Genomic DNA, 23821 nt, shown 5'->3' with positions numbered 1-23821 from the left:
TAGGCTAACAACCGCTTGCCCGTGCCGAGGGGCTGGCTCGACGAAAGGGACGCTGTTGGACCGGAGTAAACACAGCTTTGTTCGCGTCTCTGAGGAGATCAAGAACCCCGCGCCACTGCCCTCGACCGACGCGATCGATCTCAAGCTCATGAAGCTGCTGCTCGAGGACGGGCGTGCGACGCTCAAGAGCCTTGCTGCGGCCGTCGGGCTGTCGTCGCCCGCGGTGTCGGAGCGTCTCGCCAGGCTGCAAAGCGTCGGCGTGATCAAGGGGTACAGCGTTGACATCGACTGGCAGGCGCTCGGCTACTCGATGGTGGTCTATCTGTCGATCCTCATTCGCCCGGGATTCGACCGCAGCACTGTGCTCGAGGACCTCGGCTCAGTACCCAACATCGAGGAGATCGCGGTCGTTACTGGCCCTTCCGACCTGATTCTGCGCATTCGCACGACCGGGTTTGAGCACCTGACGAGCATGATCGCCGAGCACATCTGGTCGCGCAACGACCTCGAGTTCACCGAGACTCGAGTTGCTTTCTATACCGAGAGCACGGGAACATTTGAGATCGACCGGATCAACACGCTACTCGCGAAGCACGCTGAGAGCGCGTAGTCCCCGCATTAGTAGACTCAAAGGGTCCAATTTATCCATGGGTCTTGCTGTTCGCGGCGCGTCTGGTGCGTGAGCGAGCGTTGCCTGGCCGCAACCGAACGAGGTCGATCTCCTATCGCTTCCGATCAGATTCCTGGCGACGTCGCGCCCGACTCGTTTGTGACCTGGCAGGCTGGCGGCGAGACGCACTCTGCCGAGTGGTTGTCGGCGAATGACCGCCCGGCGCCCAAGCGAGTGGTGCCGGTTGATGATCGACTCACCGCCGACCAGGCTGTGAAGTACGCCGCGCAGGGCACCGCGATGCTGTGGCTCGGTGACTTTCACAACGCGAAACAGATTCTGAGCGCGATCGACCGCCGGGTTGCCAAGGGTAACAAGGGCAAGAAGGCCCCGAAGTCGTCGGCGAACGAAGCCGATACCGCGCGCACCGATGCCGAGGAGTTCTACCGGATTCGGCAGGCGCGCGCCGGTCGCTCGCGCATCATGTCGCTGATCCTGGTGCCGCTCGAAGTGGATACCGAGAGCGGTCTTGCCGAGATCCCGCTCCCGCGTGCGCCGAAGGTCGGGCCCGCGATCGAATTTGGGTATGGCGGCTGGCCGGGATCCGGATCAAAGCCCGCAGGTGGTGCTGGCCACGCAGTGGCGCGCCGAGCTGTTGTAAGCCTGCAGGAGCTGGTGGGTGTGCAGGGTGCGCACCAGTGGTTCGTGAACGGCGTCAATGTGCCGAGCCTGGGGGCGAAGATTTACCCGCACTACGGCACGTTTCTGCCGACGCGGCACGAGTATGTCGACCTCGTCGCGCAGGCGCCGCTCGCAGGCGATGTCGATCTCGCGTTTGACATCGGCACGGGCACGGGAGTGCTCGCGGCTGTGCTCGCGAAGCGCGGTGTCGCCCGAGTTGTCGGCACCGACCTGCACCAGCGGGCGGTTGATTGCGCAAACGACAACTTTGCGCGGCTCGGCATCGCTGACTTGGCCGAGGCCCAGCTCACGAGCATGTTCCCTGAGGGTCGCGCGCCGCTCATTGTATGTAACCCGCCGTGGTTGCCGGGCAGCGCGGCGACTACGCTCGATGCCGCCGTGTACGACCCGGGCAGCAAGATGCTGCTGCAGTTCTTGGACGGGCTCGCTTCGCACCTGACCGAGGGCGGCGAGGGCTGGCTGATCATTTCGGACCTCGCCGAACTGCTCGGGCTGCGCACACGGGAGATGCTGCTCGAAGCGATCGAACGCGCCGGGCTCGAAGTCATCGACCGGCTCGACACCGTGCCCACTCATGGCCGGGCGTCGGATGCGGCGGACGTGCTGCACGCCGTGCGCTCGCGCGAGGTGACGTCGTTGTGGCGGTTGGGTGTTCAGCGCTAGTCGCTATCCTGATGCGCTAAGAACCCCTGTAAGAGGGACTCCGTCCCCATGAGATGAACTGTCATGGCCGCTGCCGCCTCTTCGGGGTGCCCCGCGAGGATCGCTTGCGAGATGGCTTGATGCTGCTCGTGCGAGTTAGCCAGGTTCGGGGCGAGCATAGGGATGCAGTCAAGGGCCGAGTTGACTCTTGTGCGCACATCGGCAACGAGCTGAATGAGGCTGGCAGACCCAGAAAGCTCGGCAAACAGTATGTGCAGTCGAGAGTCAAGACGTCGGTAGCTGGACAGCTCGGTATTTGCACACTCTTCAAGCGCAGCCTGCAGCGAAGCGCGCTCTGAGGCTGGAAGTGGGCGCGACGCTGCCTCGCGCACCGCTCCCACTTCCAATACTCGACGAGTGGTGCCCAAATCGGCCAACTCGTGCGGCGAAAATAGGTCGGAGAACACTTCGAGGGGTTCTGAATCTGGTAATGCATGGGCAACAAAAGTGCCGCCATAACGCCCTCTTCGAGAGACGGTGTATCCAGCCTCAGCTAGGGTCGAAAGCGCCTCCCGCACTGTGCTGCGACCTACACCGAGCATGGCCGAAAGGTCTCGCTCTGAGGGGAGACGTCCATTAGGGCCAATGAGTCCTAAGCGCACGACTTGTAAGAGGCGCTGGACCGTCTCCTCATATGGGTTTGTCGAGTGTAGCGGGCGAGTGAGAAACTCAAGCCCCTCCTTGGACGGAGCCAACGGTCTCCTGCCTTTGTTGATGCGCAATGCCATCATGATGCATCGTAAAGACGATGTGTTTGAAGATCTCCACTGGCATTGCGCGGTGAAGGTGCGAGAGCACCTCTAGATTGCGCCAAGAAAATACGTTGCTGAAATGACTCCTCGTCGTTGAGAAATTGGGGTGCCACTGGGGCTTAAATGGTGCGTGACAAAACCATAAGGGTTCTGCCGAGGTGCGGCAAGAGGCAATAAATCGGTAATCAAATTGTTACGCCTTGTTGGGATTCAGAGACCCTATGGTCGTTTTCGATACCTTAAACCTCACTATAGTGAGAGGCAAGCTACAACTGCGTCCTTAGGACATCGAAGTCATCGCAGGAGAACTGCAGATTTTATCTCTGGGTTTCCTCGGTATGGACTTTCAGAAGTAGGTCAAGACGTTTATGAATCAAAGGAGTTTCATGTGAGTGTTTTTCTGTCGAAAGAAAAGGCCCATTCGGGGTTTTCTGCCGATGACCTGCCGTCACTGACGATCGCACCGGGCACCGGTGAACAGATTGTGTTTGAGACTTCTGATGAGTCATACGCGGAGTACGCAGAGCGCGGAAGCAGCCAGAACCTGACATCGATGATGAACCCGATTACGGGACCAGTTGTGGTCGAAGGCGCACAGCCTGGTGACACTTTGATCGTCGATATCGTAGACATTACTCTCGGAGACCACGGCTGGTCGGGATACTTCGAAGGCTCGGGTGCACTGGCCGAGGTTATGGGCGATGAGCCGTACATGCGAAAGATTCCGATCATTGATGGTCAGGTACACCTGACCGACACAATCAAGGTCCCAGCTCGGCCAATGGTGGGCTGCTTTGGTACAGCTCCGGCGACCGGTCGAAACTCTTCGATGTCACCTGTTTACCCTGAGGGCGGCAACCTTGACCTCACGTACGCGACGATTGGTACTCGGCTGTACCTACCTGTGGGAATCGATGGCGCTTACCTCGGTCTCGGAGACATCCACGCAGTCATGGCCGAAGGCGAAGCCTCAGACGTTGCAGTTGAAGCAGCGGGCAAGATTACGGCAACGGTTGATCTCACCCGCGAGTACTCCGTGTCTGCCCCGGTGCTTGAAACCAAAGATGAGATCATCTTCGTCGGCCTCGGCGATACACTCCAGGACTCACTTGCCCATGGATATCAGCGAGCCTTCCGCTTCCTCACAAAGGTGCACGGCTTCTCGCGCGGTGACGCGTTCACTGTGATGAGTGCGACAGTCAACTCGGCGCTTGGCGGCCCGGCTGGCTCGGCGGCAACCCCCGAAGACACGATGGTTGCTGCGGGTGCAATTACCACCCACCACATCCCCAAATGGATCCTTTCCAACCAGGACTAGTTTGCCCAAAGGCGGCAACGGTCAAATCTTCAGATCAATGACGAATGGAGTATCGGTGAAAACTTTCACTAAGACATCAATTGGAGCGGTCGCACTATCTGCGGCGCTGCTCCTGTCAGGTTGTGGCGGCGGCGCCGCACCTGATGCCGGAGGCGACACCAGTAAGGGTCAGGAAGAAACTGGCGGCGCGAACCCCGAATTCCAGGAAGAGCACAAGGGCGGAACCCTGAACCTTGTTGCTGCCTCTGGTTTTACGGGTGGACTCGATCCCCAGATCAACTACTCGAATGACGGCTGGCAGGTTTTCCAGTTTCTTTACGATGGCCTAACCAAGCTGGGCCAGACCAGCGGACCCGAATCGAGCCTGCCTCAGGCTGACCTCGCAGAAGAACTGCCCACCGCAGAAGATGACGGCAAGCAGTACACCTTCAAGATTCGTGAAGGCATTACTTACTCTGACGGTCACGTGCTTGAGCCGGCAGACGTTAAGGCCTCTTTCGAGCGCATGTTTAAGATCTCAGGACCCACCAGTTCGGCATGGTTCGACGTGATTACGGGTGCGGACGTCTGCATCGAAACCCCCGAGGGCTGCGACCTGAGTGACGGCATCGTCGTGGACGATGCCGCTCGTACGGTCACGTTCAAGCTGACAAAGGCTGATCCTGACTTCCTCTACAAGCTTGCAACCCCGCATGCTTCGGTGCTCCCTGCAGATTCGCCCGCCAAGGATGTAGGCGGCAGCCCGCTTCCGTCGACCGGCCCGTACTTTGTGGAAAGCTACGACGCAAAGACCGGACTGGTTGCAAAGCGCAACCCCAACTTCAAGGAATGGTCACATCTGGCGCAGCCGCAGGGCTACGCAGACGAGATCGTTTACTCGTTCGGTGTCGAAGGCCAGAACGCGGTCACCAAGATCAAGAACGGTGACGCAGACTGGATGTTTGATCCGGTTCCAACCGATCGCCTCGCGGAGCTCAGCACCGGTGCCACCGCTAGCCAGTTCCATGCAAATGAGCAGGCCGCAATGGAGTACTTCACGATGAACGTGAACCTGGCTCCGTTTGATGACGTACGCGTGCGCCAGGCAGTGAACTACGCGATTGATCGCGCAGCAATGGTGAAGCTCGTGGGTGGCGAAGCACTGGCCACTCCTGTGTGCACCATTCTGCCCCCAGGCTTTATGGGGCATTCAGATGACTGCATGTACACGGCAAAGCCAGGCGGCGCCTGGGACGGCCCCGACATGGAAAAGGCCAAGAAGCTCGTCGCAGAGTCTGGCACCGCTGGCCAGGAAGTGAACATCTACGTCGAGAACATTCCCGTTCGCGTCGAGGGCGGCAAGTACATGCAGAGCCTGCTGAACGAGCTCGGCTACAAGGCCAAGCTCACCAAGCTCTCTGACAGCATCCACTTCAATTACGTGCAGAACACCGACAACAACGTGCAGATGTCGTTCACGCAGTGGTACGCGGACTACCCAGCACCTTCGGCTTTCCTTCAGGTGCTGACCTCGTGTGCCTCGTTCAACCCCAGCAGCGAGTCAAGCGTCAACATCGCAGGCATCTGTGATCCGGAGCTGGACAAGATGATGGATGCAGCAGCTGAGGCTCAGCTCACTGACGCAGATGAAGCAGACAAGCTGTGGGCAGAGGCTGACCGAGCGATGATGGAAGCGTCTCCGCTGGCACCCGTGTTTACGCCCAAGCGCATTGACTTCCTGTCAGAGCGCGTAGGTAACTACCACTTCAGCAACCTCTACAGCGCGGTTCTCTCGCAGTTCTGGGTGCAGTGATCTAACCATGTCGTCGTTTCTGAAACCTGTCGTTCGTTCTGCCGAGGCAGCACAAGCAACCGTAGAACTGGGTACTGGTCCCTGGGCGACGGCGTGGCGAAAGCTGCGGGTTAAACCCGCAGCTTGGTCCGCGGTGGCCGTGATCGTTTTGATCACGGCTGCCGCGGTCTGCGCACCGCTGTACCTGTCGCTGCTCAGCCCAGATACTGCGGTGTTCAATAGCAACATCAATGGCACAACCGTGATCAACGGTGAAGAAGTCGACCTGCTGCAGAGCGGGGTAGACGGTAGCTTCGGTGTCACTCCTATTGGTCCCACTTGGGATCTCACTAACTACTTCTTGGGCGCTGATGCTCAGGGCCGTGACGTCATGGCCCGCATCCTTTTTGGTGGAGCTAACAGCCTGCTGATTGGAGGCGTTGCCGCGTTTCTCTGTTGCCTGGTTGGTGGCGGACTCGGCGTGATTGCTGGCTTCTTTGGTGGCATCACTGACAGCATCCTGTCGCGACTGTTCGATGTGCTCTGGGCTTTTCCTGTGTACCTGCTCGCGATCTCGCTGTCGATCATCCTGGTGCAAAACGGCTTTAGTTGGGGGCCAATCAACCTGGAATCAGACTCGCTCATGATTCCGACCTTGATCATCGCGCTCATCTACGTTCCCTATGTGGCGAGACCGATCCGTGCACAGACCGTGGCCATCAAGAATCGCACGTTCGTAAAGGCATCAACCTCGCTTGGTTCCTCGCGCATGCGTACCCTGGTGCGCGACGTGATTCCAAATGTGCTGCCTTCGCTTCTGGTGTACATCCCCATCATGATCGCCTTGTGCATGCTCATCGAAGCTGCGCTTTCATTCCTTGGCGTTGGTGTTCAGGAGCCCGAGGCGAGCTGGGGAACCATCATCAACGATGGCCTCGCAATGATGTACACGAGGCCTATGGTCGCGCTTGTACCAGGCTTGCTCATCGCAGCCACAGCGGCTGCCTTCAATATTCTCGGTGACGCCCTGCGCGACTCGCTCGAAGCGAACTGATCGGACGGTACATCGATATGACTCGTTTCATTCTTAAGCGGATCGCTTCTGCGCTCCTCGTGTTGATCGCAATCAGCATCATCGTGTTCCTGATCTTCTATGCCACCCCGGGAGTTGATCCGGTGGCGAGGTTGGCAGGTAAGAACGCGACTCCTGAAATTCTTGCTCGAGTACGCGCTGAATTTGGTCTGGACCAGCCGCTCGTCGTGCAGTACTTCCTGATGATGAAGAAGCTCCTCATTACCCAGGAGCTCACGTCGTTCCTGGATCGCGGCGTATTTGTTGTTCCTCAGATCATTCGGGCCGCACCGATCACGCTGTCACTGGTCGCGGGCGCCGCAGTGATCTGGATGTCAATCTCGATCGTGCTTGGCACGATCGCCGGTCGCTTCCGCGGGACCGTACTTGATCCGCTGATCATGGTCATCGGCATTCTCGGTATCTCGCTTCCGGTCTTCTGGCTCGGCCAGATGGTGAACCTGATCACGCAGGGCTCACTGCACGCGACTGTATTTAGATGGGTTCCACCCGTCGGATATACCCCCATGTCCGAAGGCATAGGCGCTTGGGCGTTGAGTCTGCTGTTCCCGTGGCTGACACTCGCCGCGATGTACATCGGCATTTACTCGCGTGTGCTCCGGTCTGAGATCGTGGCGACCGACAACGAGCGATTCGTGCTTACCGCGCGCGCGAAGGGAATGTCAGAGACTCGCGTGCTGCTGAAGCACAACCTTCGAGTGTCGATGACGCCACTGATTGCGCTGTTTGGCATGGACTTTGGTGTGCTGATTGGTGGCGCCGCTCTGCTGGTTGAGGTGGTGTTCGACCTGCCGGGCCTCGGCCGTCTCACATACGACGCGCTGCGCACTTTCGACCTGCCGATCCTCATGGGAACGGTGCTTTATACGGCATTCTTCGTCGTGCTGACCAGCATGGTGATCGACATCATTCAGGGACGCCTTGACCCTCGAGTCCGGGCTTCCTAAGCACGGGTATTGGATAAGTAGACATGAAAAAACCACTGCTGAGCGTGAACAACCTCTGTGTCGATTTTCAGCTCGATGGCCGCACTGTGCGTGCGGTCGACAACGTCTCATTTGAGATTGGTGAGGGAGAAATCCTCGGCATTGCAGGTGAATCCGGATCAGGCAAATCTGTCACGACGACCGCGATGATGCGCCTGCTCAACAACAAATCTGCGACCGTCACTGGCGAGGTCGTGTTCGACGGGGTTGATCTTCTCGATTTACCACTTAAGGACATGCGGCGTTTTCGGGGCAAAGACATCTCGATGATCTTTCAAGACCCCATGAACTCGCTGACCCCGGTGTACACCGTTGGGTCGCAGATCGTTGAACAGATCCGGATCCATGAGAAAGTAACAAAGGCCGCAGCGAAGGAGCGGGCCATCGAACTGCTGAAGCGCGTGCGCATTCCCGCGCCAGAACAGCGATACAACGCATACCCGCACGAGCTCTCGGGGGGCATGCGTCAGCGCATCGCAATTGCCATGGCGCTTTCATGCTCGCCGCGCTTGCTCATCGCCGATGAGCCGACGACTGCGCTCGACGTGACCACCCAGGCTCAGGTGCTCGGACTGATGCGTGAGCTGAAAGATGACTTCGATACTTCGATCATCTTGATCACGCACGACATGGGTGTTCTCGCCGGTATGTGCGATCGGATCCAGATCATGTATTCGGGCCGTGTGATCGAGAGTGGACCGCGCCGCGAGGTATTGGATGCCCCGCGTCACCCCTACACGTGGGGACTTTTGGGCGCCGTGCCCTCGGTGCGCGGAAAGCGGGTGGACAGGCTTGTTGCGATTCCCGGCAGCGCACCGGGTGCGCAGGAAGTCGAGAAGCTCGTGGGGTGCGGGTTCAGAAACCGTTGCCCGCTCGCATTCGACAAGTGCGCGACGACACCTCGCCTACCCGGGTTGGTGTCTGACCTGGATCACGTGGATGCCTGCTGGCTTCCCGAGGACTCCCGCGCCGAGCTTCGAAGCAGCTTGCAAGCTAGCCAGAGTGAAAAACACCTGGGAATTGAACCTGTAGTTGAGTTGGGGGCATGACATGACGACACCGCTACTCGAAGTCAAAGACCTCGTAAAGACATTCAAGGTCTCAACCGGTTGGATGCCGTGGATGGACAAGAAGCTTCACGCAGTCAACGAAGTTTCCTTCTCCATCGGACAAAAGGAAACCGTCGGAATTGCCGGTGAATCTGGGTGTGGCAAATCCACGCTCGCCTGGTGTCTGATGGGTCTGTACCCAATCACCTCGGGCACTGTGAAGTTCCAGGGTAAAGAGCTGCTGCAGCCCAAGAACCCGGATCTGAAAACCCTGCGTCAGAACGTACAGATGGTTTTTCAAGATCCCTACGATTCACTGAACCCGAGGCGCACGATTGGAGAACTCGTAGGAGACCCGCTGCAGATCCAGACGAATCTTTCCAAGAAAGAGATTCGAGAACGCGTACTGAAGCTGCTGGACGATGTTGGACTGCCCGCTTCGAGTTACAACAAATTTCCCGGGGAGCTCTCGGGCGGGCAACGGCAGCGTGTGGGTATCGCCCGTGCGCTCATCGTGAACCCCGAGCTGATCATTGCCGACGAGGCGGTGGCGTCTCTCGACGTGTCAATTCAGGCACAGGTTCTCAACCTGTTCGCTGACTTACAGGAGGAGCGGAATCTCTCGTATCTCTTCATTACGCACGACCTGAGTGTGTTGCGGCACATGGCCGATCGAATCATCATCATGTACCTCGGTGAGATTGTTGAGATCGGCACGAATGAGGAGATCTACCACCGGCCGGCCCACCCGTACACTCAGGCGCTGCTGGCTTCGGCCACTGATGCGAGTTCGGATGTGCAGATTGGAGTGGGAGTAAATATTGAGGGCGAGATTCCAAGCCCCATCGATCGCCCGGTAGGGTGCCCATTCGCTCCTCGGTGTCCAATCGCGCAAGACATCTGCGTCACGCAGAAGCCAGAGCTTCGGACTTTGGAAAACGGCACTCAGGCGGCATGCCACTTTCCGGCCGTGCCCGCTGCTGAAGGTTCGGCCATACCTGGTGCGGTTGCCGTCTAACTGATCTAAAACGACCACACAGAACTGATGAAGAATTTAAGGAGGACCTGGGATGAGTGAAACGCAGAACACCCTTTGGCAGGTAGCCACACAAGAAGTGGACTTCCGAGGTTGGAAGACCTGGATGAGAACCTCTACGCCCGTGAATCCAGACCCGGCAAAGTTGCCGGTGATCGTGCTTCATGGCGGCCCTGGAATGGCTCATAATTACATGCTGCCGCTAGAAGGCCTAGCTGCCGAGGGCCGCACGGTCATTCACTACGATCAGCTGGGCTGTGGCAACAGCACGCATCTGCCTGATCAACCTGCGGAGTTTTGGACCCCGCAACTGTTTGTTGATGAGTTTCACAACCTCGTCGAGGCTCTGGGCTTCTCGAAGTACCACATCATTGGGCAGTCGTGGGGCGGCATGCTTGCCGCGGAGATCGCGGTTCGTCGGCCTGAGGGATTGGTGTCTGCGAGCATCTGTAACTCGCCAGCCTCGATGGAACTGTGGCTGGAAGGAGCGGCGCGTCTTCGCGGGGAGCTACCTGCAGGCATGGATGAATCCATGAAGAAGTTTGAAGACGCCGGTGACATCGAGAACCCTGAGTACCTCGGTTACGTGGACGAGTTCTACCGGCGCCACGTGTGTAACGTGGTGCCCACCCCGCCTGAAATGGTAGCGAGTGACGCTCAGATGCAGGCGGAGCCCACGGTGTACCACACCATGAATGGCCCCAACGAGTTCCACGTCATCGGCACAATGAAGACCTGGTCGATCATTGACCAGCTACATCTCATCGAAGCTCCGTGCCTCGTGCTCGCAGGTGAATTCGATGAGGCCACTCCCGAAACCTGGGCGCCCTACGTCGCAAACATTTCTGATGTGGAGTCGGTCGTGGTCGAAGGCACGAGCCACTGCTCGCATCTCGAGAAGCCAGCTGAAATCCTGGCGATCCTCGAAAACTTCATGGAGTCGAAAGAAGCCTGATGTGAAGGGTGGGCTCCTCGCGATCGCTCGCGAGGAGCCCGTCTAACTGGCTGATTGCTGCATCGACGATTCGCCCGTGCCAGACTGTCCCCATGAAGCCAGTCACTGAAGACCAGTTCATCGACCTCGTCGCATCCCTCATGGATGAACTGCCCGACGACCTCGCGAAGGTGCTCAACAACGTCGCGATCACCGTGGAAGATGCGCCGGAAGACGGCAATCTCAACGTGCTTGCGGTGTACCGAGGTACACCGCTTACCGCACGCGGAAACTTTGGTGCCGAGGCGATCCCCGACAATGTGGTGCTCTACCGTGAGTCCATGCTTGCCCATGCCCACAACGAAGAACAGCTGAAGCGTGAAGTCTGGAACACACTCATTCGCGAGATCGGCGCACACCTGGGAATGACTGAAGCACAGCTCCATGAGCTGCATGAGGCGAACAAGCGCTAGCTGCATCTCCACGCATCAACAAGATCGGGCCCCTCGCGAACGTTCGCGAGGGGCCCGATCCGGATCTAAATAGATCTACACGCGCTTTAGTACAGTACGACCGGCTTGATCGTCATGCCGGCCTCGCTGTCCGCGAAGGCCTGGTTGATGTCGGTGAAGTCGTAGGTCTTCACGAGCTTGTCGAACGGGAACAGGCCCTTTTCGTGCAGCGAGATCAGCTTAGGGATGAACTCGCGGGGCACAGCATCGCCTTCAATCACCATCGAGACCTTGATGCCGCTGAGGAGCAGCGTGCCGATGTCGAAGGGTGCCTCGGTGCCTAGCTTGGCCGCGCCGACGAGCGCGCCGTGGCCGCGGGTCGCGAGGGACTTGGTCATCTGGCTGAACACTGCGGGTACACCGGTGGTGTCGAGCGCGTAGTTGACGCCCTTGCCGCCGGTGATCTCGCGGATCGCCTCGACCGGGTCAACCTCCTTGGAATTGACGACGTGGGTAGCGCCGAGTTCCTTGGCGAACTCGAGGCGCGATGGAACGATGTCGACCATGATGATGGTCGTGGCGCCGCTCGCGACGGCTCCGAGCATGCCAGCGAGGCCGACTGCGCCGGTGCCGAATACCGCCACTGATTCGCCGGGGCTGGGCTTGAGCACGTTGAGTACGGCACCCGATCCGGTCATGATGCCGCAGCCGAGCGGCCCGAGTAGTTCGAGCGGGGCGTTGTCGGCTACTTTAACCGCGTTGCGCGCACGCACGTTGGTCATCGACGCAAATGATGACTGGCCGAAGAAGTTCGATGAGATCTCAGTGCCGTTGTCTTCAAACATCTTGCTGCCGTCGGCGCGGCTGCCCCCGAAGTTGAGGGCGTAGAAATCGGTGCAGTACTGGGGGTGGCCGCTGATGCACTGCTCGCAGGCGCCGCATGATGCGGGTGCGAGTACGACCTTGTCGCCAACCTTGAGGTCAACTACGTCGGTGCCGACGGCCTCGACGATGCCCGAGCCCTCGTGGCCGAGCACTGCGGGGAGCGGAACGGGATACCACTGGTCGCGCACAATGGCGTCGGTGTGACAGACGCCCGAAGCAACCATGCGCACGGTTACCTCGTCGGCGCGGGGAGCGTCGAGCGTCAGCTCGCGAATGTCGAGATCGGTCTTGGGGGCTGTGGCCACTGCCGCTGTGATCTTCATGAATTTCCTCGATTTCTTGTGGAAGGAAGAACTACTCGAAGACGTGGTGGCAGCTTGCGGGTCTAACGGCGAACTCGTGGTCGTGATCAGAGGCAAAGCGGCCGAACTCACGTCGCTCTCCACACTACTCCTCCTAAACATGCGCGCGCATATTAATCGCTGCGCTCGCTGCGAACGTGTCGCGGGAATACTCGCACAGTGTCTGAAGCGGGCATGCCTGGCAATAGTCTGGGATGGCCACCGCATTCTGAGACAACGGAGATCGGCCCCATGAGCACTGCAAACATCGCGATCATCACTGGTGCCGGCAGCGAGACCGGAATCGGCTTTGCCGCGGCACGCATGCTGGGCGAGCGCGGGGTCCGTATCATGCTGACCTCGACCACGGAGCGCATTTTCGAGCGCGCGGCGGTCCTTGCTGCTGAGGGCGTCGACGCCCACGGCGTCGTCGCCGACCTCACCACCGGTGCAGGAGTCGAGGCCGTGTTTGCGGCCACCGAGCGCACATTGGGGACGGCCGACATTCTGATCAACAATGCGGGCATGACCTCGGTCACGGACCCCGAGCAGCCCGCCGCGATCGAAGGCATCACCGCGACGCAGTGGGCCACGGCGCTGGATCGCAACCTGACGACCGCGTTCCGTATGACCCAGCGCGCGATACCTGGCATGAAGCAGCTGGGCCGCGGTCGCATCGTGAACGTCGCGTCGCTCTCGGGCCCGGTGCAGGCCTACCGGGGTGACGTCGGCTATCACGCCGCGAAGGCCGGGGTGCTCGGGCTGACCCGTGCGGTCGCGGTCGAGACCGCACCGCACGGCATCACGATCAACGCGGTCGCTCCGGGCTGGATCGCGACCGGATCGGCCACCGATCACGAGCTCGCGATGGGGCGGGCGACTCCGATGGGCAGATCCGGATCACCAGCCGAAGCAGCTGCGGCCGTCGCCTTCCTCGCGAGCCCAGAGGCCTCGTACATCACGGGGCAGTTGCTCGTGGTCGATGGCGCGAACTCGATCAATGAGGAGCGCGGGCTGTGACCGGCATGTCTGTGGCGACCGAAGTCAGCGCAGCACCCGAGGCGCCCCGACCCATCATCACCATCACGCCCGAGTTCGCCCGCGCCCTCGAGCTTTTGCACTCGGGCAGCAATATCTTCCTCACGGGCAAGGCCGGGACCGGTAAATCGACGCTGATTCGCCGATTTCTTGAAGAAACTGAGCGCAACACGATCACCGTCGCGCCCACGGGCATCGCCGCACTCAACGTCGACGGCTACACGATCCACCGGCTGTTTTCGTTTCCCACGGGCATCAACGAGGAGACGGTGCGCAGCGGGCGGTACTACCCGGGCCGCTTCGCCGAGGCGTTGAGCACGCTCGACACCCTCGTGATCGATGAGACCTCGATGGTGCGCGCCGACCTATTCGACGCGATGGCGGCGGCGCTCGAGCGCTTTGGGCCCAAGCCGGGCGAACCGTTCGGGGGAGTGCAGCTCGTGCTGGTGGGCGACCTCTACCAGCTGCCGCCCGTGGTGCGCGAGAACGAGGCCGCCTTCATCGCCGAGCAGTTCGGCACGCCCTACTTCTTCTCGGCGAAGCACTTCGCAAAAGACAGCTTTCCCACCGTCGAACTCACCACCGTGTTTCGGCAGCTCGGAGACTCGAAGCTCGTCGAACTGCTGAACGCGGTGCGCGAGGGCGCACTGCTCGAGGACGCGCGCGCCGAACTCAACGCGCGCACGAACCCCGATTTTGATCCGGATCTCGACGAGTTCTGGCTCACCCTTGCCACCACAAACCGCATTGTGGGTGCCCGCAATCGGCAGATGCTCGAGCGCCTCACCCCAACCCCCACCGTGTTCCATGCGACGGTGACCGGCGACACCGACGGCTTCGAGCTTCCCACCGAGGAACGGTTGCAGCTTGCCGTCGGCGCGCAGGTCATGCTGCTGAACAACGACCCCAGCGATCGATGGGTCAACGGCAGCATCGGCCGCATCGAAACGATCAAGTACGACCACGACGGCGACCCGATCATCACCGTGCTGCTGCGCGAGGGCCGACGCGTGCAGGTCGAGCCGCACCGCTGGGACATCACGCGTCCGGTCAGCCGCGCCGGGTCGCTCACCCACGAATCCGTCGGCTCATTCACCCAGCTGCCCATGAAGCTCGCGTGGGCCATCACAATCCACAAGAGCCAGGGGCAAACGCTCGATCGCGTCATCGTCGACCTCACCGGCGGCACCTTCGCGAACGGCCAGCTCTACGTCGCGCTCAGCCGGTGCACGAGTCTCGAAGGGCTCGTGCTCAAGCGCGACGTCATTCCGCGCGACCTCAAGACTGACATTCTCGTGCGCCGCTATCTCGAGACGGGCCAGCCCGGTGCTCACGATCTCGGGCGGGCGTATGTCTCGATCCTGCACGTGGGACGCGAGGGGGATCGCTACCGGCCCCGGCCCATTGAGATTGCGGTCGTCACGGACGATGGCGACGAGGCCACGACGGTCGTGAACCCCACGAGCGACCTGTACTCCGCACAGACCGATTACGGGCTCACGACGCGCGACGTCGCACTCGCCCCGGTACTCGCCGAAGCCTGGGCCGCACTCGCGCCCCTGCTCGCGGGTCGTGTGCCCACCGGCGTCGGCATCGATTACGCGCTGAGCCTCATCGATTCCGAGCTCAAGCGCAATGGGGTGGTCACGCGCATGCCCCTGGGCGCCGAGTTGCCTGAAGCACAGATCTTGGATCCGGATCGACGCGCGCTTCGAGCGCCCGCGGCACTCGAGCGGGCCCGGGCGATGCTCTCGATCGGGCGCCGGATCGAGACCGAAACGCCTGACGCTCTGGCGAGCGTCGCGGGCAGCCCGTTTCCGGGGCACCATGCCGGGCGCGGATATCTGCTGCAGCGATCGACTGGTTCACTGGGGCACAACGGACCCGAGGCATTCACGGTTGGCGGCCACCTGTCGGCCGAGGACGACGCGGCGCAGATTCTGGCAGACCATCTCGGGGTGGCCTGGGAACGTGTTGTCGATCGCGACGAGCAGGTCGTGGAGCGACTGCGCGGAGTCGAACAGCATTTCGGGGTGCTGGTGCTGCCCGAGGGATTCGAACTACAAGAATCACGGTCGTGCGAGACACTGCTCGTGCCCGGCACGCGCGTCTGTTTCACCGGCGAAGTGGTGTCACGGGTGCATGGGTTCTACGAGCGCGACGAGATGGAACGAGTGGCCCGCGAACGTGGTCTCTCGATCTCCGACAACATGACGAAAACGAAGACTGACGTGTTGGTTGTGGCGCAGCGCGGCACGCAGTCGGGCAAGGCGAAGAAGGCCGCGCAGTGGGGCAAGCCGGTGCTCGAGGCCGAGGAATTTCTCGACTGGGCGCTGTGACCAGACTCACTTCACTTGGGGTCGGGAATTTTCTGTTCTGAAACATGGCAAGCTAGGCCTGTGACTGCTGAGACCTCCCTGGTGCCCACATGGCCCGAGCTTGTTATTCCAACACTGCACGTACTCGAACCGGGTGAATCCATCCAACGACGAAGCATATTTGATGCGGTCGCGGCGAGGATTCAGCTCTCGAGCGAAGCTCAGGCAGAACTCCTTAAATCAGGTGGATCTCGCTTCGAGCAGCGACTGGGGTGGACGCTCAGCCACATGTATCGCGCCAATTGGGTTACTAGACCAGAACGCGGTTTCTATCGCATTACAGAAACCGGGCACGAGGCGCTCAAAGTGCACGCTGCGGGCATGGACTTTTCAAGTGCGCACAAGATATTTTCGCCGTTTTGGGCTGATGACTCGGCGAACGAGACACCCTCAGCGCCAGCCATTGAAATTGAGGAAATCTCGGACCCTATTGAAACGATCGAGAGCGCGGTTGCGCGCATCGAACACACAGTAGGACAAGAGCTTCTCGAGCGACTTCGAGGCAGCCATCCTGACTTCTTTGAGCAAGCCGTTGTCGATCTGCTCCTCAAGATGGGTTACGGCGGTGCCGCCCAGCGAGGCCGTCGCATCGGCGGAAGCAACGACGAAGGCGTTGACGGTCTGATTGACCAGGATGCGTTGGGGCTCGACCAGGTCTACATTCAAGCGAAGCGTTACAAAGAGGGCAATAACGTGGGACGCGAGGCTATTCAAGCATTCGTGGGGGCGCTCCATGGATTCGGGGCGACGCGAGGCGTGTTTCTTACGACGAGCTCATTCACCCACGGAGCGGTGAGCTATGCCGAGAAGATTCCCTCGCGGATTGTGCTCATTGACGGGACGCGCCTAGTCGACCTCATGATCACGTACCGTGTGGGCGTACAAGAAAAGCAGCGCTTCAGCGCAGTCGAGGTCGACGAAGATTACTTCGAGTAGGACCCGGATGTGCCCCGGCCCCCAAAATGCTCCAACACACAATGAGGTATGAATGGCGTCGTCAATCTCGTGGCTCGACTCCTCCAGCGTTGAACAACGACGTATGAGGGAGATCCTGGGGCTTTTTACTGACAAGGAAAGCAGAGAAGAGCTCGGACTGGGTCAGCTTCGTGATGCTCTCTCAGACGCGCTCTTTCCCGGTACCTCCACGCTGCACACCCGTGCCAAGTATCTGCTGTTCATTCCGTGGGTCTTTCAACAGGTTTCGAAGCAGGGTGGCACTCTCGCCCAGACCCGCTCCAGAGAAGCGGCCCTCATCCAGACGCTTAAGAAGAGTGGAGTACAAGACCTAGGCATCATTGGCGCAGAAGCTGGCTCAACGCTTAAAACCATGCCTTCCTCGCTTTACTGGTCGGCGCTCGGCACCTATGGAATTCTGACGAACCCCCACCTGAGTCGCGAGCAGGCGATCAGCATCGAGGGGGCGCAGCTCGCGCAAGGAGACCTCGATCACAGCGCCACGATACTTCGTGCCTGGCGGCCAGAGATGCCGGCTGCTCCGGAAGGCTTTCCGCACGAAGCTCCGGGAGGAATGGCTCTCACCGTCGAAGAGTCGACCTGGCTCCGGGAGAGGCTTCTCACAACCGCCCCGAATACTTTGCTTGCGCACCTCGTGACACAGACACTCGATAAGGACAGCGGAGCCCCATGGGAAGACCCGGCAGCTAATACAGTGACAGGCGCCGCACAGCACACACTCGCTCACGCACGGTATTTTTCGGAAACGATGCACGGAGCTCAGCTGCTGTACAACGTGCTCATCGCCGAAAGCTATGAAGAGCACAACCTCACCCGCATCGTCGGCAAACGTGATGAGTTCGCGGGGCGGCTCGCAGAATGGGCTTCGCGCTACGAAGCAGAGAAGCACGATCGCGACTGGGACCTCGATAGTTTCTTTGCGCTACTCACACGTACCCGTGGATCCCAGGTCGGACGATCCACCGAGAATTTTGTGCGGTCGTGGGCCGCGCTCCTCAAAACAGTCGACACCCGAACCCTCCTGATACACGCACCTGCGCGCGAGCTTGTGACAGCAAGGGAACGGCAGAATAAAGGCGCGATGGCCCGGATCAACAATCTCCCACGGCTCGAAACTTGGGGTGGAAGTTCGGGCGCAGGGCGGTACATCTACCGCTGGACGTATGTGCGTAGAATCCTGATCGACATCCAAGACGGGCTGTTCAATGTTTGAACCTCACAATAGGTCGCTCCTGACAGACAGCCTGCAGCCACCCCGAGGATATGAGCTGCTCCAAGCAGTAGGAACGACCTTCACACTCGACCTTGCGACGGCGTTATCGGTGCCCCTCTCCTTCGCGTCTAAGAGTCTGGTCTCACATCATGACCTCGGCATCATCGCAGCGCTCACGCGCCTCACCGACCGCATCACCCTCTTCACGCAAGCAGGTGAAATACGGCCCGGTGTGCGCTCCGACTTGGTCGCTCTGCTCGAACCGGTGCTTCACACGGTGCACCCGGGCCGCGGCATTTTCCATCCCAAGGTTTGGATACTCGAATTCGCCTCAGGTGACAAACGTGCGTACCGCCTGCTGAGCCTGAGTCGCAACCTGACAGAAGACCGAAGCTGGGACCTCTCGATTCGGCTCGACGGGGTGCAAGCAAGTGACGCTGGGGCCGAAGCCGCGCACGAACGCAACCTCCCGTTGCGCAGCTTCCTTCGTGGCCTGTGTGTCCTGGGGAAGGCCACCCTTGATGACACCCGCACCGCCAATATTCGTGGGCTGGCTGAGCGCCTTTTGAACGTGGAATGGGAGTTGCCGAGAGGAGTGACCGGCCTCAAATTTCATGTCCTCTCGGGATCGGCACACGATCATTTTGAGACGCCAGAAGGTACAACGCCGCAGGACTCGGTGGCGAACATGCTCGACTTTGACGCTGCAGAAGCGTTGATTATTTCACCGTTCTTGTCTGAGGAAGGGCTTTCGCTCGCACGACGCCAAGTTGCGGGCAGAACGACCGTCGTCTCCAGAGCCGAAAGTATCGACAGCCTACCCAGCAAGATCTTTACTAAGCGACTCGAAACCTATGTCCTGGACGCCCAGCTCAGCGAGTCCGGTGACTTCGACGCAGAAACACCAGAGACGTTGAGCGGGTTGCACGCCAAAGCAATATTCTTCAAGCGGCGTCGCTACAGCAGTCAGTCGCGGGCGTTGATTGGGTCAGCAAACGTGACCGGCGGCGGACTGCGCAACAACGTCGAGTTCATGGTGGAACTTGAGGGACACTCCCGTGACTTCGCTCCGGCCAATGTGCTTGCAGAACTCGCTCCAATGCTGGAACCTCATCGCTCAACAGGCGGGGCAGAACCAAGCGCATCAGAGGAAGCCCGACACAGACTTGAAGCTAGTCTCAGAGCACTCGCGGGTAAGAGGTTTCATGCCCGTGTAGTCGCAGGCGAGCCATATTCGATGAGGGTGTGGTGTGAGCCAGAAGGAGTTGCGCTCCTAAAAAAGCTGCAAGAAGAAGATGTCTCGATCTCGTGGTGTTTGAATTCGCGGCCGGGCGACAGCAAAGTACTCGCGTCGAACGAAATCGAGGCCGAGGAACTGACTCACCTGGCGCTTACGCAGGTCACTCCGTTCATACACATCACCTTGAAACAGCGGGTCGCGGGTGAAGAAGTGAAAGCACGGACTCTCGTGATGGCGACGCTTCACGATGATGTATCGGCCAGGCGTGACGCCATCCTGGCTCACGGAATAACCGGAGGCGACCAATTTCTGCGGCTGCTTGCTCTGCTACTTGATCCTGAGGGAATGAAGTTTGATCTGAAGGCAGGAAGTGCTGGGGAGAGCGCTGGGAACTGGTCGACGGCAACATTAAGCCGTGGCCTTTTCGAAGCCATGCTGGGGTCGCTTGCAAACGGTGATGAGGGGCTCGACGTGGTGCACCGGATCTACACGGAACTGCGATCAACTGACGACCTGGAACTTGATTTGCCTGAAGGATTCACAGAGCTTTGGCAAAGCGTGTGGGATGCGCGGAACGCGAGCGGACAGGAAAGGAGCAAACGATGAGTGCGGTAGATAGAGACGCGGTGCTTCAAGGACTGCGGAGCTTTCAGCAAGACGCTGTGGCACACGTGACGAACCAGTTCTATGGCCCCGAGTCGGCTGCTCACTCCGGCCGGTTCTTGATCGCCGATGAGACAGGCCTTGGCAAGAGCGTGATCGCACGTGGCATTGTGGCCGAGACGATCCGGGCGCTCGAATCTGATGACAGCGTCAAACGCATCGACATCGTTTATATCTGCAGTAATCGTGACCTCGCAGGCCAGAACCTCAAACGGTTGAATGTGACAGGCCAGACTGAGGTCGCAATGGCCACCCGACTTTCGTTGCTCGCCCTTGAATCGAGTCGCCTGTCTACTCCTTCGACTTCGTCCTCGGGAAAGCCGATCAACCTCGTCTCGTTCACGCCGGGTACCTCGTTTTCCGTAGCCTCGTCGCATCAGGGGAGCGGCGATGAGCGAGCTCTGCTGGTGCTGCTCCTAGACGACCTGCTGCAACATGATGGCGCGCAGCAGCACGCAACACGCGTGATGTTTCAAGGCCGCGTGGAATCTGTGGAGCGGTTCGCCCGCGGTTATGTGGAGCGCATTGCTGCTGGAATGAACGGTCGGATCGACGCCACGATCCGAGACGGTTTTGAGAACATTGCGCGTGAGCAGGGATCGCTCACAACCTTTGTGCGATTGCGAGACCGCATCAGCGGCCACGTGGCGCGCAACAACATTATGGGCGCTGAATCGTCGCAGCAGGACCTGCCAGAGGAACTTCGGCAAGAAATTGTTGCGCTTATTGCAAAGCTTCGCACCCATCTTGCTTTGGCGAGTGTTGAATCGCTAGAACCGGACCTTGTGATTCTCGACGAGTTTCAACGGTTCAAGTCCCTCCTTGACCCAGAAAAGGGTGGCGATGCAGCCGAGCTTGCAGATGGCCTGTTCCGCTATCGCGGTGTAAAAGTACTGTTGCTTTCAGCCACCCCTTACGAACCCTTCACCCAGGCGACAGAGAACGACGCGAATCATTATGAAGACTTTCTCGCGATAGTGAAGTTTCTGTGTAACGACGATCAGGCCAGAATCCAGGAAGTTCAACACGCACTGCAGCAATACCGCGAGACCCTCGTCTCAGGCTCCTCAGCGCTCGCCGCCGCAGCGAGCGTACGACGAAGCCTGAACACCATGATGTCCCGTTCAGAACGGCCCAACACGATGAACGGCCAAGACCTCGTGGAGGTGCAGCGTCTCGAAGTTCCCGTCCCCACCGGCTCAGATCTGTCGCGTTGGGTTGCGCTTGCAGAGCTCGGAAACGAGGTCGGCAGTCCGGTGAACCTGGAGTATTGGAAATCGGTGCCGCACTTCGCGAACTTCATGGAACACTACAAGATTGCGCGCGCCATCGACGAAGCTGCAGGCGGGCGTCGAGCTAAGCATCTCGAACGTAAACTTCGGAGCACACACGCGATCACCCGTGACCAAGTGGAGCGCCGGGCCATGATCGACGTGGGCGGCGGGCCGCTGCGCGCGCTCATGGACCAGACGCTCGATGCTGGGTGGTGGAAACTCCTATGGCTGCCTCCGTCGATGCCGTACCTCAAGCCAGGCCCGACCTATGCGCCATTCTCAGATGGCCGTGTCACGAAACAGGTGCTGTTCTCTGCATGGTCGGCCGCACCTACCTCGATCGCCTCGATCGTGAGCCACGAAGCTGAGCGGCGGATGAGGGGGATCTCGGATGAAGGGCTCCCTGCCTCGGATCGGACGGCTCCCACGCAGCGCTTTACGTACCGACAGACTGATGATCAGGCCGCCAGTCTGTCGACGCTCGCCATTTTCTGGCCCCACCCCGAACTTCTGTCCGTCGCCGACCAACTATCCGCAGTGCGAGCCAATGGGGGCTTGATTGAAAGCTCAGCGCTCGTCGAGCAGATTGCGTCCAGGCTGCCGCAAGGGGAAACCACGGAGCGTGCATGGGAAGCGTTTTTCGGACACAGCGGAGCTTTTGATCCGGAAAGAACAGACAGTACCTTCGCGATTGACCGTGACGAAGCCGGGGGGCGCGCGACGCGAGGCGACCAGAACGCGGTACCTGAGCCAGGATCAACTTCGCGTGGTATCGCTGGTCTTCGGGCCAATCTCCTGAAAGCTCAGGATCACGCGCGAAGCGTGGGGAGCGAGCGATCCGGAACGGAGCCTAAGTACCTCTCGCACCCCGATCTGGCGCGAATTGTTGCGTTCTCTCCAGGGAGCCTGGCGTATCGTTCGCTCTCTTCTCTAGCCAACGGGGACTGTACACCGCGGGGTGTTTGGCGGGCTGCATTTACGATCGCGGAAGGGTTGCGCGCGCTTTTCAACAGGCCTGAAGCGCAAGAGCTGCTCGATACCCTTTACTCTGATGCAGGTTCACGCATGCCGTACTGGCGTCGAGTGCTCGACTACTGCGCAGATGGCAATTTGCGGGCGGTGTTGGACGAGTACCTGTTCCAACTGTGGTGCGAGACCGGCCAACAGCCGGTGACCGATGAAATGCTTGGCACGATGGCATTGAATGTGGCGACTTCCCTGGGGCTGCGGCCAGCGACCTACCACGCACGCGAGGCCACGCTCGAGCGTGACGTGATCTCGATGAACGCCCGATTCGCAGTGAGATACGGCGGGGGTGACCAATCTCGAAGTGAAGGGGACGCCGACGTAGCACGCCAATCTGCCGTACGGGCCGCGTTTAACAGCCCATTCGCTCCGTTCGTGCTTGCCTCGACCAGCGTGGGGCAAGAAGGCATTGACTTCCACTGGTGGAGTCATTCGGTTATTCATTGGAACTTGCCGAGTAACCCGGTGGACTTCGAACAGCGTGAGGGCCGCGTGAACCGATATGGCGGCCATGCTGTGCGCAAGAACGTAGCCTCTCAGCACTGGGAAGATGTGCTCGTATCGACTGACCGTTGTGCCTGGCGCGCTGCGTTCGACGCCGCGACACTGACGGACAATGAAGCTGGGGAATTTTCACCGTGGTGGATGTATCCCGGGCCAGCGCAGATTCAGCGCACTCTCGTGCAGTACCCGCTGAGCCGCGACCTGGAACGCTACGAAAAACTTCGTTCAGCGCTCACGCTCTACCGGCTTACCTTGGGGCAGCCGCGGCAGGAGGACATGGTCGAGATGTTGGAGAAGCGGGGTGTCGACGGGGCTGAGGCCGCAACGATTGACTTGCGGCCACCCGAGCGAAACCGCTAGAGCTCAGATGCCTTGGCTGCCTGGGAAGCCAGTTACTCCTGGCCAGCAAAGCCCTGCTGGCGCCAGGCCTCGTACGTCACCACGGAGGCGCAGTTGGCGAGGTTCATCGATCGCCGGCCCGACAGCATCGGTACGCGCAGCGCATCGGTGATCGCCTCGTGCTGCAGAATCTCGTCGGGCAGACCGGTCGGCTCGGGGCCAAACAAGAGCACATCGCTCGGTTCGTACGCCACATCGGTGTAGAGGCGCGTGGTGCGCGCCGTGAACGCGAAGATGCGGGCGGGCAGCAGGGCCGCGAGCGCCGCCTCAAACGAATCGTGCACCGTGACAACGGCGAGGTCGTGATAGTCGAGCCCGGCCCTGCGCAGCTTTGCGTCCTCGAAATCGAAGCGCGGGTTGACGAGGTGCAGCTCAGCACCGCTACCCGCGGCCATGCGAATCGCATTGCCGGTGTTGCCTGCGATTTGGGGTTCAAAGAAGAGCACACGAGTCACTCGACGAGCCTACCGGGCGCTGGGT

At 59.9% G+C, this 23821-nt stretch carries 19 protein-coding genes; 16 read left to right on the top strand and 3 right to left on the bottom strand.

Annotated features, from left to right (window positions below; all coding sequences use genetic code 11):
- Nucleotides 1-55: 55 nt before the first annotated feature.
- Nucleotides 56-610 carry an Lrp/AsnC family transcriptional regulator gene (locus C795_RS14810; RefSeq protein WP_017792077.1) on the top strand — a complete coding sequence of 185 codons (555 nt, stop codon included), beginning with the start codon at nucleotides 56-58 and terminating at the stop codon, nucleotides 608-610.
- A gap of 69 nt (nucleotides 611-679) precedes the next feature.
- Entirely contained in the window at nucleotides 680-1975 is a 1296-nt protein-coding gene (locus tag C795_RS0101935) for a methyltransferase (protein ID WP_017792076.1), read from the top strand.
- Here C795_RS0101935 and C795_RS0101930 read toward each other — a convergent pair.
- Complete coding sequence (locus C795_RS0101930) at nucleotides 1972-2742, bottom strand: FadR/GntR family transcriptional regulator (RefSeq protein ID WP_051053727.1); 771 nt, start codon at nucleotides 2740-2742, stop codon at nucleotides 1972-1974. The genes C795_RS0101935 and C795_RS0101930 overlap by 4 nt on opposite strands.
- Before the next feature lie 412 nt (nucleotides 2743-3154).
- Between C795_RS0101930 and C795_RS0101925 the strand changes: the two genes are divergently transcribed.
- From C795_RS0101925 to C795_RS14805, 8 genes are all read left to right on the top strand, one after another.
- A complete protein-coding gene (locus C795_RS0101925) occupies nucleotides 3155-4084 on the top strand; it encodes an acetamidase/formamidase family protein (RefSeq protein WP_017792074.1) in 930 nt (309 codons plus the stop codon).
- Nucleotides 4085-4139: 55 nt separating this feature from the next.
- Nucleotides 4140-5876, top strand: coding sequence for an ABC transporter substrate-binding protein (locus tag C795_RS0101920; protein ID WP_017792073.1), 1737 nt, complete (start codon nucleotides 4140-4142; stop codon nucleotides 5874-5876).
- A gap of 7 nt (nucleotides 5877-5883) precedes the next feature.
- Entirely contained in the window at nucleotides 5884-6909 is a 1026-nt protein-coding gene (locus tag C795_RS0101915; protein ID WP_017792072.1) for an ABC transporter permease, read from the top strand.
- A gap of 17 nt (nucleotides 6910-6926) precedes the next feature.
- Nucleotides 6927-7895 carry an ABC transporter permease gene (locus tag C795_RS0101910; RefSeq protein ID WP_017792071.1) on the top strand — a complete coding sequence of 323 codons (969 nt, stop codon included), beginning with the start codon at nucleotides 6927-6929 and terminating at the stop codon, nucleotides 7893-7895.
- A 23-nt stretch (nucleotides 7896-7918) separates the two neighbouring features.
- Nucleotides 7919-8983: an ABC transporter ATP-binding protein gene (locus C795_RS0101905; protein WP_017792070.1), complete on the top strand. Its 1065-nt coding sequence runs from the start codon at nucleotides 7919-7921 to the stop codon at nucleotides 8981-8983.
- A 1-nt stretch (nucleotide 8984) separates the two neighbouring features.
- Nucleotides 8985-10001: an ABC transporter ATP-binding protein gene (locus C795_RS0101900; RefSeq protein WP_017792069.1), complete on the top strand. Its 1017-nt coding sequence runs from the start codon at nucleotides 8985-8987 to the stop codon at nucleotides 9999-10001.
- Between the two features lie 124 nt (nucleotides 10002-10125).
- Nucleotides 10126-10974 carry a proline iminopeptidase-family hydrolase gene (locus C795_RS0101895; RefSeq protein WP_232225405.1) on the top strand — a complete coding sequence of 283 codons (849 nt, stop codon included), beginning with the start codon at nucleotides 10126-10128 and terminating at the stop codon, nucleotides 10972-10974.
- 92 nt (nucleotides 10975-11066) lie between these two features.
- Complete coding sequence (locus C795_RS14805) at nucleotides 11067-11426, top strand: metallopeptidase family protein (RefSeq protein WP_033348843.1); 360 nt, start codon at nucleotides 11067-11069, stop codon at nucleotides 11424-11426.
- An 86-nt stretch (nucleotides 11427-11512) separates the two neighbouring features.
- Here the strand turns inward: C795_RS14805 and C795_RS0101885 are convergent, their stop codons facing one another.
- Nucleotides 11513-12613 carry an NAD(P)-dependent alcohol dehydrogenase gene (locus tag C795_RS0101885; RefSeq protein WP_017792066.1) on the bottom strand — a complete coding sequence of 367 codons (1101 nt, stop codon included), beginning with the start codon at nucleotides 12611-12613 and terminating at the stop codon, nucleotides 11513-11515.
- Between the two features lie 270 nt (nucleotides 12614-12883).
- Between C795_RS0101885 and C795_RS0101880 the strand changes: the two genes are divergently transcribed.
- The 6 genes from C795_RS0101880 (at nucleotide 12884) to C795_RS0101855 (ending at nucleotide 23302) form a co-directional block, all read left to right on the top strand.
- Nucleotides 12884-13651: an SDR family NAD(P)-dependent oxidoreductase gene (locus tag C795_RS0101880; RefSeq protein ID WP_017792065.1), complete on the top strand. Its 768-nt coding sequence runs from the start codon at nucleotides 12884-12886 to the stop codon at nucleotides 13649-13651.
- Nucleotides 13652-13656: 5 nt separating this feature from the next.
- Nucleotides 13657-16008, top strand: a complete 2352-nt coding sequence (locus C795_RS0101875) for an AAA family ATPase (RefSeq protein ID WP_051053726.1) — start codon at nucleotides 13657-13659, stop codon at nucleotides 16006-16008.
- Between the two features lie 60 nt (nucleotides 16009-16068).
- Entirely contained in the window at nucleotides 16069-16983 is a 915-nt protein-coding gene (locus tag C795_RS0101870) for a restriction endonuclease (protein ID WP_026139373.1), read from the top strand.
- A gap of 52 nt (nucleotides 16984-17035) precedes the next feature.
- Nucleotides 17036-18235: a DUF6361 family protein gene (locus C795_RS0101865; protein WP_017792062.1), complete on the top strand. Its 1200-nt coding sequence runs from the start codon at nucleotides 17036-17038 to the stop codon at nucleotides 18233-18235.
- A gap of 109 nt (nucleotides 18236-18344) precedes the next feature.
- Nucleotides 18345-20081, top strand: coding sequence for a phospholipase D family protein (locus C795_RS0101860; protein WP_157486909.1), 1737 nt, complete (start codon nucleotides 18345-18347; stop codon nucleotides 20079-20081).
- Nucleotides 20078-23302, top strand: a complete 3225-nt coding sequence (locus C795_RS0101855) for a helicase-related protein (RefSeq protein ID WP_017792060.1) — start codon at nucleotides 20078-20080, stop codon at nucleotides 23300-23302. The genes C795_RS0101860 and C795_RS0101855 overlap by 4 nt, the downstream gene beginning before the upstream one ends.
- Before the next feature lie 32 nt (nucleotides 23303-23334).
- On the opposite strand, the gene C795_RS0101850 is transcribed toward C795_RS0101855, so the two are convergent.
- Nucleotides 23335-23796: a tRNA (cytidine(34)-2'-O)-methyltransferase gene (locus tag C795_RS0101850; RefSeq protein WP_026139372.1), complete on the bottom strand. Its 462-nt coding sequence runs from the start codon at nucleotides 23794-23796 to the stop codon at nucleotides 23335-23337.
- Nucleotides 23797-23821: the final 25 nt, after the last annotated feature.

The organism is Leucobacter salsicius M1-8, from assembly GCF_000350525.1.
GTDB classification, from domain to species: Bacteria; Actinomycetota; Actinomycetes; order Actinomycetales; family Microbacteriaceae; genus Leucobacter; species Leucobacter salsicius.
The sequence above is the reverse complement of the archived record's forward strand: the minus strand, read 5'-3'. Positions and strand labels throughout refer to the sequence as shown.

Excerpts from the sequence above, each read along its gene's own strand:
- C795_RS0101875 (WP_051053726.1), top strand. The coding sequence starts at position 13,657 with ATGTCTGTGGCGACCGAAGTCAGCGCAGCACCCGAGGCGCCCCGACCC.
- C795_RS0101885 (WP_017792066.1), bottom strand. The coding sequence starts at position 12,613 with ATGAAGATCACAGCGGCAGTGGCCACAGCCCCCAAGACCGATCTCGAC.
- C795_RS0101880 (WP_017792065.1), top strand. The coding sequence starts at position 12,884 with ATGAGCACTGCAAACATCGCGATCATCACTGGTGCCGGCAGCGAGACC.
- C795_RS0101895 (WP_232225405.1), top strand. The coding sequence starts at position 10,126 with ATGAGAACCTCTACGCCCGTGAATCCAGACCCGGCAAAGTTGCCGGTG.
- C795_RS0101905 (WP_017792070.1), top strand. The coding sequence starts at position 7,919 with ATGAAAAAACCACTGCTGAGCGTGAACAACCTCTGTGTCGATTTTCAG.
- C795_RS0101915 (WP_017792072.1), top strand. The coding sequence starts at position 5,884 with ATGTCGTCGTTTCTGAAACCTGTCGTTCGTTCTGCCGAGGCAGCACAA.
- C795_RS0101910 (WP_017792071.1), top strand. The coding sequence starts at position 6,927 with ATGACTCGTTTCATTCTTAAGCGGATCGCTTCTGCGCTCCTCGTGTTG.
- C795_RS0101900 (WP_017792069.1), top strand. The coding sequence starts at position 8,985 with ATGACGACACCGCTACTCGAAGTCAAAGACCTCGTAAAGACATTCAAG.
- C795_RS0101865 (WP_017792062.1), top strand. The coding sequence starts at position 17,036 with ATGGCGTCGTCAATCTCGTGGCTCGACTCCTCCAGCGTTGAACAACGA.
- C795_RS0101855 (WP_017792060.1), top strand. The coding sequence starts at position 20,078 with ATGAGTGCGGTAGATAGAGACGCGGTGCTTCAAGGACTGCGGAGCTTT.
- C795_RS14805 (WP_033348843.1), top strand. The coding sequence starts at position 11,067 with ATGAAGCCAGTCACTGAAGACCAGTTCATCGACCTCGTCGCATCCCTC.
- C795_RS0101930 (WP_051053727.1), bottom strand. The coding sequence starts at position 2,742 with ATGGCATTGCGCATCAACAAAGGCAGGAGACCGTTGGCTCCGTCCAAG.